Annotated in this window: 22 protein-coding genes; 10 read left to right on the forward strand and 12 right to left on the reverse strand. The window is 60.7% G+C overall.

Going from position 1 to position 15,894, the window contains the following annotated elements:
* The first annotated feature begins 164 nt into the window (after positions 1–164).
* On the forward strand, positions 165–1,181 hold the full coding sequence (locus ASF70_RS10735; protein ID WP_062579595.1) for a magnesium transporter CorA family protein: 1,017 nt from the start codon (positions 165–167) through the stop codon (positions 1,179–1,181).
* A gap of 68 nt (positions 1,182–1,249) precedes the next feature.
* Here ASF70_RS10735 and ASF70_RS10740 read toward each other — a convergent pair whose 3' ends face one another.
* From ASF70_RS10740 to ASF70_RS10760, 5 genes are all read right to left on the reverse strand, one after another.
* Positions 1,250–2,563, reverse strand: coding sequence for a hypothetical protein (locus ASF70_RS10740; RefSeq protein ID WP_062579597.1), 1,314 nt, complete (start codon positions 2,561–2,563; stop codon positions 1,250–1,252).
* A gap of 193 nt (positions 2,564–2,756) precedes the next feature.
* Complete coding sequence (locus ASF70_RS10745) at positions 2,757–3,581, reverse strand: aldo/keto reductase (protein ID WP_062579599.1); 825 nt, start codon at positions 3,579–3,581, stop codon at positions 2,757–2,759.
* A 168-nt stretch (positions 3,582–3,749) separates the two neighbouring features.
* Positions 3,750–5,264 carry a phospholipase D-like domain-containing protein gene (locus tag ASF70_RS10750; RefSeq protein WP_062579601.1) on the reverse strand — a complete coding sequence of 505 codons (1,515 nt, stop codon included), beginning with the start codon at positions 5,262–5,264 and terminating at the stop codon, positions 3,750–3,752.
* Between the two features lie 109 nt (positions 5,265–5,373).
* Positions 5,374–5,568 (reverse strand): hypothetical protein, encoded by a 195-nt coding sequence (locus tag ASF70_RS10755; protein WP_062453509.1) that lies wholly within the window; start codon positions 5,566–5,568, stop codon positions 5,374–5,376.
* 147 nt (positions 5,569–5,715) lie between these two features.
* Positions 5,716–6,444, reverse strand: coding sequence for a gamma-glutamylcyclotransferase (locus ASF70_RS10760; protein WP_244474008.1), 729 nt, complete (start codon positions 6,442–6,444; stop codon positions 5,716–5,718).
* A gap of 211 nt (positions 6,445–6,655) precedes the next feature.
* Here ASF70_RS10760 and ASF70_RS10765 point away from each other — a divergent pair, with 211 nt between their 5' ends.
* A complete protein-coding gene (locus tag ASF70_RS10765; protein ID WP_062453508.1) occupies positions 6,656–6,838 on the forward strand; it encodes a hypothetical protein in 183 nt (60 codons plus the stop codon).
* A 146-nt stretch (positions 6,839–6,984) separates the two neighbouring features.
* Complete coding sequence (locus ASF70_RS10770; RefSeq protein WP_062579607.1) at positions 6,985–7,872, forward strand: branched-chain amino acid aminotransferase; 888 nt, start codon at positions 6,985–6,987, stop codon at positions 7,870–7,872.
* 55 nt (positions 7,873–7,927) lie between these two features.
* Here ASF70_RS10770 and ASF70_RS10775 read toward each other — a convergent pair whose 3' ends face one another.
* The 4 genes from ASF70_RS10775 to ASF70_RS10790 form a co-directional block, all read right to left on the reverse strand.
* A complete protein-coding gene (locus tag ASF70_RS10775) occupies positions 7,928–8,557 on the reverse strand; it encodes a dienelactone hydrolase family protein (protein WP_062579609.1) in 630 nt (209 codons plus the stop codon).
* A 152-nt stretch (positions 8,558–8,709) separates the two neighbouring features.
* Positions 8,710–8,991: a hypothetical protein gene (locus tag ASF70_RS10780; protein WP_062579611.1), complete on the reverse strand. Its 282-nt coding sequence runs from the start codon at positions 8,989–8,991 to the stop codon at positions 8,710–8,712.
* 64 nt (positions 8,992–9,055) lie between these two features.
* Positions 9,056–9,787, reverse strand: a complete 732-nt coding sequence (locus ASF70_RS10785; RefSeq protein WP_062580201.1) for a sulfite exporter TauE/SafE family protein — start codon at positions 9,785–9,787, stop codon at positions 9,056–9,058.
* Positions 9,788–9,902: 115 nt separating this feature from the next.
* On the reverse strand, positions 9,903–10,226 hold the full coding sequence (locus ASF70_RS10790; RefSeq protein ID WP_062579613.1) for a hypothetical protein: 324 nt from the start codon (positions 10,224–10,226) through the stop codon (positions 9,903–9,905).
* A 190-nt stretch (positions 10,227–10,416) separates the two neighbouring features.
* On the opposite strand from ASF70_RS10790, the gene ASF70_RS10795 reads away from it, so the two are divergent.
* The 5 genes from ASF70_RS10795 to ASF70_RS10815 all read left to right on the forward strand — a co-directional run bounded on the left by ASF70_RS10795 (position 10,417) and on the right by ASF70_RS10815 (position 13,442).
* Positions 10,417–11,019, forward strand: a complete 603-nt coding sequence (locus ASF70_RS10795) for a superoxide dismutase (protein WP_062579615.1) — start codon at positions 10,417–10,419, stop codon at positions 11,017–11,019.
* A 301-nt stretch (positions 11,020–11,320) separates the two neighbouring features.
* Positions 11,321–11,758, forward strand: coding sequence for a cytochrome c (locus tag ASF70_RS10800; RefSeq protein WP_062579617.1), 438 nt, complete (start codon positions 11,321–11,323; stop codon positions 11,756–11,758).
* A gap of 76 nt (positions 11,759–11,834) precedes the next feature.
* Positions 11,835–12,749 (forward strand): cytochrome c, encoded by a 915-nt coding sequence (locus ASF70_RS10805; RefSeq protein WP_062579624.1) that lies wholly within the window; start codon positions 11,835–11,837, stop codon positions 12,747–12,749.
* Positions 12,750–12,810: 61 nt separating this feature from the next.
* Entirely contained in the window at positions 12,811–13,077 is a 267-nt protein-coding gene (locus ASF70_RS10810; RefSeq protein ID WP_062579626.1) for an AbrB/MazE/SpoVT family DNA-binding domain-containing protein, read from the forward strand.
* On the forward strand, positions 13,074–13,442 hold the full coding sequence (locus ASF70_RS10815) for a type II toxin-antitoxin system PemK/MazF family toxin (protein ID WP_092661631.1): 369 nt from the start codon (positions 13,074–13,076) through the stop codon (positions 13,440–13,442). The genes ASF70_RS10810 and ASF70_RS10815 overlap by 4 nt, the downstream gene beginning before the upstream one ends.
* A 67-nt stretch (positions 13,443–13,509) precedes the next feature.
* On the opposite strand, the gene ASF70_RS10820 is transcribed toward ASF70_RS10815, so the two are convergent.
* Positions 13,510–14,091 (reverse strand): GNAT family N-acetyltransferase, encoded by a 582-nt coding sequence (locus ASF70_RS10820; RefSeq protein WP_082471858.1) that lies wholly within the window; start codon positions 14,089–14,091, stop codon positions 13,510–13,512.
* 183 nt (positions 14,092–14,274) lie between these two features.
* Between ASF70_RS10820 and ASF70_RS10825 the strand changes: the two genes are divergently transcribed.
* Entirely contained in the window at positions 14,275–14,562 is a 288-nt protein-coding gene (locus ASF70_RS10825; protein ID WP_062579630.1) for a type II toxin-antitoxin system ParD family antitoxin, read from the forward strand.
* Between the two features lie 5 nt (positions 14,563–14,567).
* Positions 14,568–14,885, forward strand: a complete 318-nt coding sequence (locus ASF70_RS10830) for a type II toxin-antitoxin system RelE/ParE family toxin (protein WP_062453497.1) — start codon at positions 14,568–14,570, stop codon at positions 14,883–14,885.
* A gap of 4 nt (positions 14,886–14,889) precedes the next feature.
* Here the strand turns inward: ASF70_RS10830 and ASF70_RS10835 are convergent, their stop codons facing one another.
* Complete coding sequence (locus ASF70_RS10835; protein WP_062453496.1) at positions 14,890–15,306, reverse strand: helix-turn-helix domain-containing protein; 417 nt, start codon at positions 15,304–15,306, stop codon at positions 14,890–14,892.
* Positions 15,307–15,462: 156 nt separating this feature from the next.
* On the reverse strand, positions 15,463–15,738 hold the full coding sequence (locus ASF70_RS10840; protein ID WP_062579631.1) for a hypothetical protein: 276 nt from the start codon (positions 15,736–15,738) through the stop codon (positions 15,463–15,465).
* Positions 15,739–15,894: the final 156 nt, after the last annotated feature.

Genomic DNA, 15,894 nt, shown 5'->3' on the forward strand with positions numbered 1-15,894 from the left:
CAAAGCGCTACCCGTTCGGGTGCCGCTCTTTCAAAGGACAAACCGAGATGAACCCCGACAGTCGAAGTTCGACGTCAACAGATAGACCTGCCGCTTCGGGGCTCTGAACCGTTCTTATCGGTGATGCGCTCCGGGGACCTCAATGGTCCGGAATAGGAGCCGTCATGCTGCGTATCCATGCCTATGACCACGACCGCCTTGTCGCGGCCGACGCCGTAATCGCCAGTGCAGCCGCCGATGCGACGTCTGTTGCTCCGCAGCCGCCTGTGATCTGGTACGACCTGATCAACCCGACGGCCAAGGAAGAGCGCGATGTCGGCTCCCGCCTCGGGGTTACCATTCCCACCCAGGACGAGATGGAGGATATCGAACTCTCCTCCCGGCTCTACCAGGAAGACGGCGCCGAGTTCATGACCATGACCGTGCTGACACGCCCGGATGCCGGCACGCCGCACAAGGTTCCCGTCACCTTTATCGTCAAGGGCCAGGTTCTCGTCACCGTGCGCTATTCCGAGCCGCGTCCCTTCGATGCCTTCATGGCGCGTGCCCGCAAGGGCAACGGGCTCGGCCTTCATTCGGCAACCGGCGAACTGATCATGACCGGTCTGGTCGAGGCGATCATCGACCGCATGGCGGATACGCTGGAGCGGCTCGGCAACGATATCGACCAGATCTCGCGCGATATCTTTGCGGCCAAGGCCTCCAAGGTCAACAAGAAGACGCGCGACCTGCAGGAACTGATCCGGGCGATCGGCCAGAAGGGCGAGTTCATCACCGTCGTGCGCGAAAGCCTCGTCAGCGTCTCGCGCGTCGTCGCCTATTATGCCGCCCTCGATGGTGTCGATCGCAAGCTGCCCAAGGAAATGCGCCAGCGCCTGAAACTGCTGCAGCGCGATGCCACCTCGCTTGGCGATCACTCGGCCTTCATGTCCGGCAAGATCAACTTCCTGCTCGATGCGACGCTGGGGCTGATCAATCTGGAGCAGAACCAGATCATCAAGATCTTCTCGGTTGCGTCCGTCGTGTTCCTGCCGCCAACGCTCGTCGCCTCGGTCTACGGCATGAACTTCGCCAACCAGCCGGAACTGCAATGGCACTACGGCTATCACCTGGCCCTCTGCCTAATGATCGTCTCGATGGCACTGCCGTATCTCTACTTCCGCCGCAAGGGCTGGCTGTAATCGCAAACGAAGACGGGCGAAGCATGCGCTCCGCCCGTCCTTGACTGATCTAGGCGGCAAGACGCTCTCTAGCGTTCCTGGATCTGCGGCACGAAATCCGGCAGAAGCTTGCAGGGCTCCTTGTAGATCTCGGCTTTCTTTTCACACAGGGCTGCCACCGTCTGCGGCGTCGGTTTCTCGCCCTTGTCGATCCAGCTCAGCATGGCGGAAAACAGCGCTGCATATTGCGGCGTCGAGAGCTTGGAATGCTCCGCCTCGTCCGAAAAGTTCTGCACCAGCAGCTCGCCATTGCCGGCCTTGTCCACCGTTTGGCGATAGATCGCCTCGTGATCGACAAACACGGTCGGATCGTTCTTGGCGTGCAGGGTGATGGTCGGCGCGACGATCTGGCCGGTGAGATCGGCATCATAGGCCATCAGCCGAGCCGCTTGCGGGTCCGCCTTGAACCGCTCGACACCCTTGTTCAGCGCCGCGTCGTCGTCCGATCCCTTGTACTGAACGTTGGAATTGTCGAACGGATTCTTTCCGTCCATGCGCCGCCAGACGATGTCGGAAAACAATCCGGTCGCCCAGCTCAAATGCGCCACCAGCGTCTTTTCCGGCACCTTGGTGACGGCGAGGATATTGGCGAGGTTCTTCGCTTGCTCTGGCGACCGCTTGTCCTTCGCAAGCGAGATGCCGGTGCATTCGTCGACGCGCTGCTGCAGCTCGTCACGCGACATCTTCGCGCCCTTGGGCAGGCCCTGCCAGACCGGATACTGCACTTCGTCGGCGCGCGGATGGTTCTTGCAGTAATACTGGTAGACGGCCCGCAGATCGGCGCGGAAGTCATAGCCATGGCCGCCGCCGGCGAGCAAGCCGCTGGTCAGCACCACGCCGTCGTAATTTTTGCGGCCCCGCCAGTCGAGTGCGTAGAGTTCGGCAGTCTTTGCCGCCACATTGCCGCCCCAGGACTGGCCGTGCAGCAGGACATGCTTCGGCTCCCCGAGAAGCGCGATCGCGATCTGGCGCAGAGTGTCGGTATCGGACGCCGCCATCCGCACGCCATAGCCTTCGCGGCGATAGTTGGAACCGGCCCAGGCATAGCCCTCCTGAACGGTGACCGCGAAACGCTCGAGATCCTCGACCGGATCGTCCGGCGTAGGCTTTGCGGTGCGTGGCCCGCCATGGGCATGAACGACAAGGGTGCCGTTCCAGTCCTTCGGCTTGGCGATCCAGTAATAGGCGCCGTGCAGATCCTGACCCGCAAAGCACTCGGTCCCTACAGGCATCGAACTCGGGCAGTCCTTGGGCGCCGGGTCCGCAGGCTTTTGCTGCGCGCTGGCGGTCAGGGCGGTAACAACCACCGCCGCCGCGGACATCAATATCGTTCTAAAATGCATGAAAACTCCTCCTCTTCCAGCCCGTGACAAGACCTATGGTTCTGGCTGGGAGAGGCAAGAGAAGACGTGGCCTCGGCTGCCGCATGGGGGAGGCTCGCCGGGCAATTGGGCGGGATCCCACACAAACCACGGCGGGAGTGTGTGGGAAGCGACCCAACAGACCTGTGGTCCGGACGGATGCCTTAAAGCCGGATCAGTCCCACTCGGGCGCGAGATGCACCGGCGATACGATGCGTCCGTCTGTCCGCGACAGCGCAAACACCGCTTCCATTTCCTGCGGCGAGAGCGAGAAGTCGAAGATGTCGTAATTCTCCGGCAGCCGGCTTTCCGTCGCGGTCTTCGACAGCGCGATCACGCCCTCCTGCTGCACGGCCCAGCGCAGCACGACCTGAGCGGCGGTCTTTTTGTACTTCGCGCCGATCTCCTTCAACACCTCGTCCTTCGGCACCGCACCATCGGCCATCAGGTAATAGGCGGTCACCGACATGCCGGTCTTGCGCGCTTCCATCAGCACCTTGGTCTGGTCGAGATAGGGGTGATATTCCACCTGGTTGTTGACGATCGGCGCATCGGACAACTTCACCGCTTCAGCCATCATCGCGGTCGAAAAGTTGGAAACGCCGATATTCTTGACCTTGCCTGCGGTTCTCAGCTCGTTCAGCGCGCCGATCCGGTCGGCCAGCGGCATTTCGCTCTGCGGCCAGTGCAGAAGCAGAAGGTCGACGTGATCCGTCTTCAGCTTGGCAAGGCTTCCGTCCACCGAAGCGATAAAGGCATCGTGACCGACGCGGTCGACCCAGACTTTCGTGGTGAGAAAGATGTCGTCGCGCGGAATGCCCGACTGACGAAGAACGTCGCCGACAGCCTGCTCGTTCTTGTAGATCTGCGCAGTGTCCACATGGCGGAAGCCGAGTTTAAGGGCTTGCGGCAGAATGCGATGAACATCCGCATCGGGCATGCGGAACGTGCCGAAACCGAGAGCTGGGATATGGGCGCCGTTGGCGTTGACGGTTTGCATCATGTACTCCTTGGAAAAGGGGGCCCGACGGGGAGCCGGGCAAAGAAGAGGCACACTCTAGATGGGCCGTGAAATCCGGCGATCAAGCAGCGACCGGCCCAGGATCACCCGACCGGCTGCGACAAATCGGCTCGAAAGAAGGCCCTGGAGGCCGCGCAATCCACCTCGTCAGGTCTCTTTGCGCGCCCGTTTCGCCCGTCTCGCGACTCGACCGAACCGCTGTTTCAGAAAGTTTGATGTCCGGTACCGCACGCCGCTTGGTCGCTCGGGATCGGCAATGTCCGATTCAGCCAGCAATTCCTCGTCGGCACTCAGCTCCCGCATCTTGACCGGCAGCAGACCTCGGCCGCTCTGTCGGTTCAAGGCCTCGATGGCCGCGATGATCGACCCGTCATGCGCTGCAACCGCGTCACGCACTTCCTGCGGTTCGCGCCCAAGATGTTCGGCGATGAGATCGTCGCGGGTGCTGACGATCTTCTCGCTCAGCGTGTCCTCACCCGGCTGCGCCTCGAGGATGAGGTCGCATTCCGTATCGTAGCCCATCGAGCGGTTGTTAAGATTGGCCGAGCCGATTTTCACGATCCGGTCGTCGGCAAACATCATCTTGGCATGCACATAGATCGACGTGCGGGCCTCGTTGACAGGGTAGTAGATCCGGAAGCGATCATGAACATCGGCGTCCTTCACCATCTTCATCAGCCGAATGCGGGCGCTGTCCATCGCCTTGGCTTCCAGCCAGCCTTCGCAGCCCTCCGGATTGATCAGCACGATTTCCGGTCCGTCGGGCTCCTTCAGCCGTTCCGCCATGGCCTCTGCAATACGGCGCGAGGCGAAATACTGGCTCTCGACATAAAGCGTCTTTTTCACCGAACCGATGATCGCAAGCTTGGCCGTCTCGATCTCGACGATCTGGCTGCGCCCCTCGTATTCAGGCGCGGTGCGGGCGATGCCGATCGAGATGTCGCGAAACCCGACCTCCAGCTCGTCCGGCCAGGGATCGTTCTCCGTGGCGGTATTCTCGTCGGGCGGATCGAGCGTCTCGTCGGTTGCCAGTTTCCAGCGCCGCCGTGCGACTTCGCCGAGCGCCCGTGCGGCCTCGCCGGAAAGGCAGGTGGTGGCATCGTGCCAGGGACCTTGCGCAAACCCCATCGGCGACTTGCGCAACGGCTCGTCTTCCGAATGATCGCGACTGTCCCAGCGCCCAACGGTCATGTCGATCCCGCCGCAGAATGCCACTTCGTCGTCGATGACGAGAAGCTTCATGTGATGTGCCGACAGCGCCGGATGCGCGCCGTCGAGCTTCAGATGGATGCGCTTGTCGAACATCCATTTGAGAATATAAAACGGCGTTTCACCGCGAGTGATCGAATTGATCAGCCCGATATCCCATTTGAGAATGCGAATATCGAGCCCGTTGTTTCGCTCGGCGAGCGCGTTCAGAAACTTGCCAAGCTCGTCGGGCCATTCTTTCTTCGCGGCCTTGTCAGCCTTGCCATCCTTCTTGCCCGGCTCCAGCTGGATGCGCGTGTCGAAATCCCAGCCGATCAGGTAGATCGACTTTTTCGCCTTCGTCATTGTGCGCTTGGCGAAGCGAAAGAAATCGGCTGCATCGATGATGATGGAAAGTCTGTCCGCCTTGGCAATCCGCCAGCACGTGTCGCCTTCGTTGAGGATGCTTTGCATCGATCCAGTCGCCCCAGTCTTCGTCTTTTCGGTTATCGAGGATATAGGGCAGCGCCGCGCTGCTTCTACGGGAAATATACAAGGATCGGTGGAGTAATGCGCAGCCGCGTCATCCTGCATTTCTGCGATCGCGATGACTGCTGACCGCGATCGCAATCAGGATCAGCGGCCACAGGCACGACAGCAAAAGTCCCATGATCCTGTCGAAGCTCCAGGGAAGCCGTCGTGTCACACCCTCGGCCAACGTCATCCCGAAGAACGCGGTCGCTACCGTCAGGTACACTATGGTGGCTAGAGTCGTCATGGGTCTCGCTGGCACGGTACCGGTCATCGCGATGGGGTCGCACGCGCCCCCGAAAGCGTTCAAACACGGATCGAGCCCGCCGTCCTCAACTTTTATGAGAGAGTGCCAGATTTCGCACTGCCGGCCCCGACGGGCGGCATCACGCTTTTAAGCGTGCATCGCTTCGATTTCGCGTGCCACCATCTCCTGCAGCCGCCAGAGATTGCGGTCGCGGATGCCGAATTCGGCCAGATGCACGACGGTATTATAGAGATACTCGGCACAGGAACCGCGATGGCCACAGGCGCGTGCCAGAACCGGCGCCACATCCTGCAGCGGCGGAAGCGGCCGGATGATCCGCGGGCTCTTGCCTCCGGCCCAGAAAGTCAGTGCCCGGATCGTCTCGCCGCCTTGCGTCCGCACGGGGAGAAAACGGAAGGTCGAAAGGCTGTCCTTGTGGCTCACCTCGCGGCGCAGCGCCTTGTCGATCTGCTCGCGTTTCTCCGAATCGGACACCCGGTAGATCACGCCGTCGCAACGACCGCCGCGCGACAGCATCATCATCAGCCCCGGCTGGTCCGGCGAACCGCGGCCCCGTTCGATATGGAGCGAAAACGACCGATGCCAGCCATAGGCCGTCGCCCGCTGGCAGGCGATCGAATCGAAGCCCGGCTTCCAGATCAGCGAGCCATAGGCAAAGATCCACAAAGGCTCATCGCCGATATCCTCCACCAGCCGCTCGGTAATCTCGGCGTAGTCGGCATCCGTCAGCGGCTCCCAGGTCGGCGGTGCGCCGGGATCCATCTCGTCGCGAAAACACAGGTCGACCAGGTCCTGCGTCAGCGACATGGACGATGACTTGAGAGCCGTTGAGGTGAGGGCGCCTGAGCTGGACATGGCCTCTGCGTTGTAAAAAAATGAGTGCGTAAACGGGAGGTGAGGCTCAAGACTGCAAGCCCGGACGGCTGCTGTCAACGTTTTTGGGCCGCGTCTGTGAAGGATTTGCTGCGTTGCCGCAGAGTGGCCCCACTGTTCTGGTCGAAGGGATCACGCAACGTTTCAGACGGAAATGTTCGCGTTATTCTGCGTGAGAGGGAGTTTTCGATACATGCGCTGGTTGTTTCTCATTGTCCTTGGCCTGCTGGTGGCCGTCATTTTGTCAATCACCCTGATGCAGAACGACAGTCGTCAGCTGGGTAGCGATAACCTGTTGCAGGGAGCGCCGGGCAGTCCGCGCCAGCCATCGGACTCGCCGCTTCTTCCGGCACCCGCACCGCAGCGAGCGCCCTGACCATGAGACGGCGGCAATTCGGGGTGCCATCAATATTTGTGATGAATCATCTCGGATTGTCGCTTGACCTTGAGGGCTCCGGGGATTTCATTCACGCCAAATTTTAGCGACCCCCGCCAAGCTTTGAAGACCCGAAGGAGAATATCATGGCCGTCGACACATCCCCTCGCTCCACCACCTGGACTTACGTGGATGGTGAGTGGGTGGAAGGAAATCCGAAGCTGATCGGACCCACCTCGCACGCCATGTGGCTGGGCACGACTGTGTTCGACGGCGCCCGCTGGTTCGACGGCATCTCTCCGGATCTCAACATGCACTGCCAGCGCGTCAACCGCTCGGCCATCAATATGGGCATGAAGCCGGTCATGGCCGCAGAAGAGATCGAGCGGCTGGCGCTGGAAGGCGTCAAGAAGTTCGACGGCAAGACGGCGATCTACATCAAGCCGATGTACTGGGCCGAACACGGTCTTCCCACCAGCGTGGTTGCCGCCGATCCGGAATCGACCCGCTTTGCGCTCTGCCTGTTCGAAGCTCCGATGCACACGGCAAAGGCTTCGTCGCTCACCGTGTCGCCCTTCCGCCGCCCGAGCGCCGAAGTCGCCATGACGGCCGCCAAGACCGGTAGCCTTTATCCCAACAGCGGCCGCATGATCGTCGAGGCGCAAAGCCGCGGCTTCGACAATGCGCTCGCGCTCGACATGAACGGCAATGTCGCCGAAACCGCATCCTCGAACATCTTCATGGTCAAGGACGGCGTGGTCATGACGCCGATCGCCAACGGCACGTTTCTGGCCGGCATCACCCGGTCGCGCGTGCTGACCCTGTTGCGCGGTGCCGGCTTCGACGTGCGCGAAGTCACGCTGACTGCTGCCGATTTCGCCAATGCCGACGAAATCTTCACGTCCGGCAACTATTCCAAGATCGCCCCGGTGAACCGGTTCGAGGACCGCTCCCTGCAGGAAGGTCCTGTCGCCCGCAAGGCGCTCGAACTCTACATGGACTGGGCACGCTCGACCAAGGGCGAAGACGTCTGATTGACGAGGGACGGCACCCGATCCAGGCGCCGTCCCTCAACCATTCTTTGCAGCGTTAAAGCGCTTCGTATCCGAACACTTTCGCCAGAAATTCCACGGCGCGGCCGGCACCGGCGCCGGAAATCGTGTGTCCGAGCCCGGGCTCGATCGATGTCTCCACGTCGAAACCATGCTTCGCCAACGTGTCGGCCGCCTGTTCGCTTTCCCATGACGGGATGACGTCGTCGGCGGTGCCATGCACGAGAAACACTGGCATCTTCGTGGAGGGCGACAGCGGCTCGGGCGAAGACAGCCGGCCGGAAAAACCGACCACCGCACCCACGCCAAACCGTCCGTTTGCGATCGCGTCGAGCGCCATGATCGTTCCTTGCGAGAACCCCACCAGCGCGACCCGATCAAGCCTGCCGGCAAAGCCGTTGTCCGCGATGATACCGTTGATCAAGGCATCGAACCCCGGCCGTGCCGCCGCAATCCGCGCGCCGCGATTTTCCGGCGTGACGCCCGCAACACTGAACCACTGGTACCCGGCACCAAAGCTTGAAGGCTCCGGCGCATCGGGCGAAACGAAGACGGCATCGCCAAGCGTCCCCGCCCATTCCTCCCCAAGCGGCGCCAGATTGTCGCCACTGGAGCCGACACCGTGCAAGAGGATGACGAGAAGGTTCGGGCTTTTCGTTTCGGCCATGGAAGACATACCTTTGCAGATGAGGATCGGACGTCGGAGAACACTCCGCTACGGCCCCCGGAGGAAACCGCGATACCCGTTATCTAGCGCGCCAGCCGCCAAAGGGACAGGTGCAGGGCAGCGGATGTGGGATGTTGCGATGGGCTGGAAGGTTAGAGATCGTGAGCGCTTTGTTCACGCAAGTCCATGTGCGCCTCGATGCGTCGGCGCACGTCCTGCATCGGAATGACCCTCGAAGGATCATGGGCCTTGATCGTCGGGACAACCTCGCGGCGGATCCAGTCCTCGGTTTCGCTGTCGCGACCGGCCAGCTGCCGAAGACCTTCAGTCAGCACTGCGCTCTCGTCAGAAAACTCGCCGGACGCGACCTTCTTGTCCACGAGATCCGCCAGATCATCAGGAAGCATGACTGTAAAAGAACGGTTGTGGCGCATAGGATTCTCCCGGGAGACTTCTCGGTGAGATTGTATCATCTGTCCCGGTTTAGACCAAGCCGCTTCAGATGATCCGCACCGCAGCCGTACCGATGATGATCAGTGAAACGGCGACCATCAGCGGTTTGGTCGGCAGTCGCTTGACGATCAGCGCTCCGAACGGGGCCGCCAGCACGCCGCCGAGGATGAGGCCGAGCGCCGACGACAGTTCGGACCAGCCGAGCGTGGCGATGAAGGTCGCCGAGATCACCGTCGTTACCGCAAATTCGGTGAGGTTCGTGGAGCCGATCACCTTCTTTGGTTCATGGCCGCGGCCGAGAAGCGAACTGGTGACGATCGGCCCCCATCCGCCGCCGCCCATGGCATCGAGCACGCCGCCCGCACCGCCCACATAGGGCACGATCCGGTCATGGATGTCGCGCCTGAAGGCCGGGCAGAAGGCCTTGTAGAGAATGTAACATCCGACCAGCATCAGATAGACCGAGACGAACGGCTCGATCGCCTTGCCGTCGATACTGGACAGGAGATAGGCGCCGATCGCGCCGCCGATCATGCCGGCCGGCGCCAGTCGTTTGACCAGCCGCCAGTCGACGTTGCGATGGTAGAGATGCGAGGCGCCTGATGCAGCCGTCGTGAAACACTCGGTCACATGCGTCATGGCGCTGGCGACTGCCGGCGGCACGCCGAAAGCAAGCAGACTAGTGGTGGTGAGAACGCCGAACGCCATGCCGAGCGCGCCATCGATGATCTGCGCGAAAAAGCCGATTGCCACGAAGATCATGAAATCGGACGTCAGAAAGTCGAAGGTCAAGAAATCAAACACGGCAGCCCTCCCGGCAGTGTTTCATGCCCGGAAAAGTCTGCCGTGGTGGAAAAGTTCCCAAACGCTGCCACCCGCGCGGTCGCGGATGTTACTTGCCAGGTTTTGCCCTCAGCATGTCGGCGGAGATCTCGCCACCCACTTCGGCCTTTTTGGTCTTCTTGTCGTAGGCGCAGATCGTGCTGATCCTGACCTTGGCGCCTTTGGCTTTGCCGGTGACGACCGCAAGCCCATAGGACTGGCTTCCGAACGGATCGACCACGGCCCTTCCGTTCTCGATTAGGTCTTTCGAGGCCGCCACACACGCCTTGCCGACGTCAGCCTGAAACGTCGTCCACGCATCGTCGGAAGCTGCGTGGGCCGTCACGGCGGTGGTTGCGCAAACGAGGAGGATCGGTGCCACAAAGTTTTTCATCGTCAATTTTCTCCGGTTTCTGCATTCGGTGCGAAAGCGATTGATTCCTCTCGCTAATGCTTGGAAAATTCAGCAATTTCTTGTCGATTGAGCGGTTGTTTTTGGAAGGTTCACCGTTGCCTCTTCCCCTTCGCGCTCCTATGTTCCAGCACGACCTTCACCCACGGTGTTTGCCAAAAGGAGTATACCAATGGCTTTCGAACTTCCCGAACTTCCATACGATTACGAAGCCCTTGCGCCCTTCATGTCGAAGGAAACGCTGGAATACCACCACGACAAGCACCACAAGGCCTATGTCGACAACGGCAACAAGCTGGCGGCCGAAGCCGGCATGGCCGAGCTGTCGGTCGAGGACGTCGTCAAGAAGTCCTTTGGCACCAACCAGGGCCTCTTCAACAATGCTGCCCAGCATTACAACCACGTCCATTTCTGGAAGTGGATGAAGAAGGATGGCGGCGGAAACAAGCTGCCGGGCAAGCTCGAAACCGCGATCACATCTGATCTCGGCGGCTACGACAAGTTCAAGGCTGATTTCATTGCAGCCGGCACCACGCAGTTCGGCTCCGGCTGGGCCTGGCTTTCGGTGAAGGATGGCAAGCTCGTCATCTCCAAGACCCCGAACGGCGAAAACCCGCTGGTCCACGGCGCAGAGCCGATTCTCGGCGTCGACGTCTGGGAACATTCCTATTACATCGACTATCGCAACGCCCGCCCGAAGTATCTCGAGGCGTTCGTCGATAGCCTGATCAACTGGGATTACGTGCTGGAACGCTACGAAGCCGCGTCCAAGTAAGCGCAACAATTGCTGATTTACCAGACACCCGGTGCCGCAAGGCGCCGGGTGTTTGCGTTTCTGATCACCCGATGTCTGATCCAGCCTGGCGATCGTCAGGCGACGCTGTCCGCCAACGCGCGATCGATCTGAAGCGCTTGAAAAACATGACTTTGCATTGGGTTTGACGGCTTCTAGAATCGAGCGCTAAATTACGAAATCGTGACTTCTTTCGGTCATGTAAGCTTGCCATCATCATTACGCGAATGCGTTGATGATGTGAGACGCAGACATCACATCGTTTTAGGGATCGGAGCCGGAAATGAAATTCAGAACTATCGCCATGACGACCGCGGCACTCTGTCTCGGCTTCACCGCTGTCCTTGCGCAGGATGCGGTGGTCGAGAAGCGCGAACAGATGATGAAGCAGGTGGCCGCCTCCACGGCAGCCATGCGCAACATCGCCAAAGGCGACAAACCCTACGACGCCGATGCCATCAAGACCGCGCTGACCACGATCAGCACCAATATGAAGGCCTTCCCGGACCAGTTCCCTGTCGGATCCGAAGCCAATTCGGAAGCATCGCCGGCGATCTGGAAGAACGAAGCCGATTTCCGCGCCAAAGCGAACAAGCTTGCCTCCGATGCCGACATGATCCTCGCTTCGATGCCGACCGATGCCGCAGGCGTCCAGAAGGCCGTTGGGACGCTCGGCGCCAATTGCGGCTCCTGCCACGAGACCTACCGCCTGAAGAAGTAGCGCACGCCTGCATGCTTGAACGGCTGTCGCAAAGGCAGCCGTTCCGTTGCGCATCAATGTCGGAGGAAAGTTGGCGATGGCCGCAAGATGGGCAAAAGTGTTGGGCATCGGCGTGGTCATTATCGCCGCCGGTGCCGTTGCCGGCTGGGCACTGACAAAGCCGCAGCCGCATGAGGCAGGCTACTGGTCGAGCGTCGGTCAGCCCGATCTTGCCAAGGGCGAACAATTGTTCTGGGCGGGCGGCTGTGCCGGTTGTCATGCAGCTGAAGGTGCCGAAGGCGACGCCGCAAAGATCCTGTCCGGCGGACTGGCGCTGAAAAGCCCGTTCGGCACCTTCCACGTCCCCAATATCTCGCCCGATCCCAAAGCCGGCATTGGTTCCTGGACGCTTGCCCAATTCGGCGATGCGATGACGAGAGGCGTCGGCCCGAACGGCGAGCATCTCTACCCGTCCTTTCCCTACGGCTCCTACGCGCGCCTGTCGGCAGCCGACGTCAACGACCTCTACGGCTACATGAAGACCCTGCCGCCCAGCAGCAATGTCGCGCCGCCACACGAACTGGGCTTTCCCTTCAACCAGCGGCTTGCGGTCGGCGGCTGGAAGCTCCTCTATTTCGACGACGGCCCGCGCGTCGAACTCGCTTCCGCCGACGACAAGGTCAAACGCGGCCAGTTCCTGGTCGAAGGTCCCGGCCATTGCGGCGAGTGCCACACGCCCCGCAACGCGCTCGGTGGCTTCGAAAAAGGACAGTGGCTGGCCGGCGGTCCCAACCCGGAAGGGCAGGGCAGCATTCCCAACATCACCCCCGGCTCCAAGGACATCGGCGCCTGGAGCGAGGACGAGATCACCGAATACCTCGCGACCGGCTTTACCCCCGATTTCGACAGCGTCGGCGGATCCATGGTGGAGGTTCAGAAGAACATCGCGCATCTGCCGAAAAGCGACCTGCAGGCCATCGCCGCCTATCTGAAGGCGGTGCCGGCAAGGTAAGGCTGGCGTGCTTGCCGCACGACGTTGTTGTGCTATATTTATAGCACAAACGAGGTAAGCCATGACCGTTATTACCAAGATCAGGCGGCAGGGCGGGGCAGCCGTCGTGACAATTCCGCCTGCCATTCTCAAGACGATGGAACTGCAGGTCGGCGATCAGCTGTCGCTTGAAATGCACGACGGTGAACTCGTCGTAAAGCCGATCAGAAAGACCCCGCGGCGCTATAAGCTTAGCGAGTTGCTCGAAGGCGGCGAGGTCGTCTCCAGCCTGAATGCGGACATGGCCTGGGCGATGGAGGGAGACCCCGTCGGCCACGAGATTTCATGATGGTCCGCAGCAACGTACCCAATCGCGGTGATGTTTTCTGGATCGATCCCAACCCTGTCGCGGGCCGGGAAATGAAGAACAGGCATCGGTTCGTCGTGATCACCCCGCGGGCGATCAACGCATTGGGCGTCAGCATGACGGTGCCGATCACCACCGGTGGCGCCTTGACCCGGGATGTCGGTCTGGCCGTTGCTGTCACCGGCCACGATACGACGGGGATCGCCGTCTGTAATCAGGTTCGCAGCTTCGATATACCGGCCAGAATACTGGCCAAGACCGCGAAATACATCGAGACATTGGACGAGGCGACGATGGATGACATCGTCGCTCGTGTGGTCAGCGCGATCGATCCCGCGTCGGAATAACGTGGTTGCGCTGCACTGACAGTATGGTCTGTCCCGCTCATCCGGTCAGTATGGCCAGGTCCCACCCTCACACCAACGTCTGCATATACCGCATGCCCGTCACCGGGCGTGGCTTGAAATCCATCTGTTCGTAGAACTTGTGGGCGGCGAAGTTGCCGGTGGCGGCGCTGACCGAGAGATAGCCGCAGCCTGCATTGCGGGCAATGTCGCGGGCGCGCGAGACGAGATGCTGGCCGATGCCGTGGCCACGGTGACCGTCGCGCACGAACAGGTGGTGCAGGTCCATGCCGCGGCTTCCCTGCTGCGCGCGGTAGAGCGGCACCAGAATGGCGTAGCCGATCAGGGCGTCGCCCGCGTCAGCAACCAGTGCGGTGATCCAGGGCAGGTCGCCGAAAAGGTCGCGTTCCAGCATTTCGGGGGTGATGTCGGCCAGATCGTTGTGATGCGCGGCAAGGGCTGCGATCATCTCTTTCAACTGCGGCAGGTCGTGACGCTTGGCGGCGCGGATCGTCACCACGGCCGGGCGCGGCAGTGAGATCTCGCGGTCTTCAATCGAAATCGGGGGCATTCCGGCATTCCTTTTCGGTCTCGTCGTGCCGTCAGGTGCCCTTAGAAACAACCAAGCCGCCTGACGGCGGCTTGTTGACATGATGAACTGTCGAGCCGCCCTTTACAGGTAGGCCCAAAAATACGTTGCGGCGGTGGTGGTGCACGTAATCATCATGACAACTTTTCTGCGCCGTAATAAATTGCTTGTCAAGCGGGTGTTGATGACTGTCTCGGTGGCGTGAGGAGTGCTACAGTCAGTGCTGTCTTGAAAGCGAGGGCCGTGATGAAGAACATCGCGTTGAGCAAGGACGCAGAGCGTTTCATCAGAAAACAGATCGAGTCCGGCCGCTACGAGAATGCCGATGAGGTCATCGATGCCGGTCTCCAGATGCTTGAAAGCAACGAGCAGCCCTTGGAGGATTGGCTTCGGAACGAAATTCCAAGCCGGTATGACGAGCTGATCGGCGGCAGGACCGAACCCGTTTCGATTGACGATGCTTTCTCGCGTCTGGAAGACAGGCACCGCGCCCGCCTTGCCGCCGAAGCGAAATCTGCCGACGAAGGCCGATAAGGTCCATGGGGAACCGGTATGCGATCATCTTGCATCCGGAAGCCGAGCGTGAAGTTGCAGAGTTCTACGATTACGTCGCTGACCGTGCCGGCCCGACCGTCGCCTGGACCTATGTGACGAAACTGCGTGCTTTTCTCAATGGTCTCGCTGATTTTCCGGAGCGAGGAACAGTGCGCGAGAGCGAGGTCCCGGGCATCCGTATCATCGGCTATCGGCGCAGTGTCAGCATAGCCTTTGTCGTGCGCTCTTCCGAGGTGATCATCCTCGGTCTCTTCTTCAGTGGCCGTCTGGTGAGCGATGACATACTGCGCAACCGCCTCTAACCCCTCAATGCTCCCCCTCGCAAAGCCCGTGATCCGAGAGTGAGCGGATCACGTAGCAGTCCTTGATCGCGTGGTTGCCGTCGCAGTGGGACACGATGCGCTCGAGTTCCTCCTCGAGCTTCTTCAGCTTGGCGATCTTTTCGCGCACGCCGGAAAGATGCTCCGCTGCGATCCGGTCGATATCGCCGCAGGGCTGTTGCGGATGCGAACCGAGCGCGATCAGCTCACGGATGGCGGAAATGTCGAGGCCGAGATCGCGGGCGTGGCGGATGAAGGCCAGCCGATCGAGATCGCTGCGCTCGTAGCGCCGCTGGTTCCCTTCAGATCGCGTGGCAGCCGCCAGCAATCCCATCTGCTCGTAATAGCGGATGGTTGGCACTTTGACGCCGGTTCTTTTGGAAAGATCGCCGATCGATAGCATGGCAGGCTCAAACCTCTAATGTCTGGAGGTTGAGATAGGACGCATTCACCACAGGTACAAGGATCAGCGTGTTGGCTTGAAGGGCGCCTTCAGGGAATGTTAACCCTGAACGGGGATTGTCACCGCGGTGACGGGCCATGATCGCCCAAACGGCGATCAGGAGAATTCCTGGTAGATGTCCTGAACCCAGGCCTGCTGCACGGGAGCGGTGGCGCCGCTGGTGGCAAAGGTCGAAGCGCTGTCGTCGCCGGCATCGAGGGCCCACAGGGCGCTAACCAGCGAGCTTGCAAACAGTGTGCTGCTGCCGGTCAGCGAACCGCTGGAACGGGTAGACGCAGGTGTGTCGCGCTGCTGGGTTTCGTCCTGCTTGCGATCGATGTCGACCGCCCGCTGGGGGTAGTTGTAGCCGCTGAGGCCACTATCGATCTTCATGGCGCCGCCTCGATCTCGCTTGGGTTAAGTAAGAGTTAACGCCTGAAGCTTGCGCGAAGCTTGCGCCGGGAGATATCCGGCCGGTTTTGGGGCTTGACAGCGCGCCTGGGACTTATTCGCGCCGCCGCCATTTCTGTCGAAAAATCAGCGATCTGA

It is taken from the genome of Rhizobium sp. Leaf321 (assembly GCF_001423215.1).
GTDB lineage: Bacteria > Pseudomonadota > Alphaproteobacteria > Rhizobiales > Rhizobiaceae > Neorhizobium > Neorhizobium soli.

What these genes read in the sequence shown, in the direction of transcription:
- ASF70_RS10735 (WP_062579595.1), top strand. Translation starts at nt 165, where the DNA reads ATGCTGCGTATCCATGCCTATGACCACGACCGCCTTGTCGCGGCCGAC.
- ASF70_RS10740 (WP_062579597.1), bottom strand. Translation starts at nt 2,563, where the DNA reads ATGCATTTTAGAACGATATTGATGTCCGCGGCGGCGGTGGTTGTTACC.
- ASF70_RS10745 (WP_062579599.1), bottom strand. Translation starts at nt 3,581, where the DNA reads ATGCAAACCGTCAACGCCAACGGCGCCCATATCCCAGCTCTCGGTTTC.
- ASF70_RS10750 (WP_062579601.1), bottom strand. Translation starts at nt 5,264, where the DNA reads ATGCAAAGCATCCTCAACGAAGGCGACACGTGCTGGCGGATTGCCAAG.
- ASF70_RS10755 (WP_062453509.1), bottom strand. Translation starts at nt 5,568, where the DNA reads ATGACGACTCTAGCCACCATAGTGTACCTGACGGTAGCGACCGCGTTC.
- ASF70_RS10760 (WP_244474008.1), bottom strand. Translation starts at nt 6,444, where the DNA reads ATGTCCAGCTCAGGCGCCCTCACCTCAACGGCTCTCAAGTCATCGTCC.
- ASF70_RS10765 (WP_062453508.1), top strand. Translation starts at nt 6,656, where the DNA reads ATGCGCTGGTTGTTTCTCATTGTCCTTGGCCTGCTGGTGGCCGTCATT.
- ASF70_RS10770 (WP_062579607.1), top strand. Translation starts at nt 6,985, where the DNA reads ATGGCCGTCGACACATCCCCTCGCTCCACCACCTGGACTTACGTGGAT.
- ASF70_RS10775 (WP_062579609.1), bottom strand. Translation starts at nt 8,557, where the DNA reads ATGGCCGAAACGAAAAGCCCGAACCTTCTCGTCATCCTCTTGCACGGT.
- ASF70_RS10780 (WP_062579611.1), bottom strand. Translation starts at nt 8,991, where the DNA reads ATGCGCCACAACCGTTCTTTTACAGTCATGCTTCCTGATGATCTGGCG.
- ASF70_RS10790 (WP_062579613.1), bottom strand. Translation starts at nt 10,226, where the DNA reads ATGAAAAACTTTGTGGCACCGATCCTCCTCGTTTGCGCAACCACCGCC.
- ASF70_RS10795 (WP_062579615.1), top strand. Translation starts at nt 10,417, where the DNA reads ATGGCTTTCGAACTTCCCGAACTTCCATACGATTACGAAGCCCTTGCG.
- ASF70_RS10800 (WP_062579617.1), top strand. Translation starts at nt 11,321, where the DNA reads ATGAAATTCAGAACTATCGCCATGACGACCGCGGCACTCTGTCTCGGC.
- ASF70_RS10805 (WP_062579624.1), top strand. Translation starts at nt 11,835, where the DNA reads ATGGCCGCAAGATGGGCAAAAGTGTTGGGCATCGGCGTGGTCATTATC.
- ASF70_RS10810 (WP_062579626.1), top strand. Translation starts at nt 12,811, where the DNA reads ATGACCGTTATTACCAAGATCAGGCGGCAGGGCGGGGCAGCCGTCGTG.
- ASF70_RS10815 (WP_092661631.1), top strand. Translation starts at nt 13,074, where the DNA reads ATGATGGTCCGCAGCAACGTACCCAATCGCGGTGATGTTTTCTGGATC.
- ASF70_RS10820 (WP_082471858.1), bottom strand. Translation starts at nt 14,091, where the DNA reads ATGTCAACAAGCCGCCGTCAGGCGGCTTGGTTGTTTCTAAGGGCACCT.
- ASF70_RS10825 (WP_062579630.1), top strand. Translation starts at nt 14,275, where the DNA reads ATGAAGAACATCGCGTTGAGCAAGGACGCAGAGCGTTTCATCAGAAAA.
- ASF70_RS10830 (WP_062453497.1), top strand. Translation starts at nt 14,568, where the DNA reads ATGGGGAACCGGTATGCGATCATCTTGCATCCGGAAGCCGAGCGTGAA.
- ASF70_RS10835 (WP_062453496.1), bottom strand. Translation starts at nt 15,306, where the DNA reads ATGCTATCGATCGGCGATCTTTCCAAAAGAACCGGCGTCAAAGTGCCA.
- ASF70_RS10840 (WP_062579631.1), bottom strand. Translation starts at nt 15,738, where the DNA reads ATGAAGATCGATAGTGGCCTCAGCGGCTACAACTACCCCCAGCGGGCG.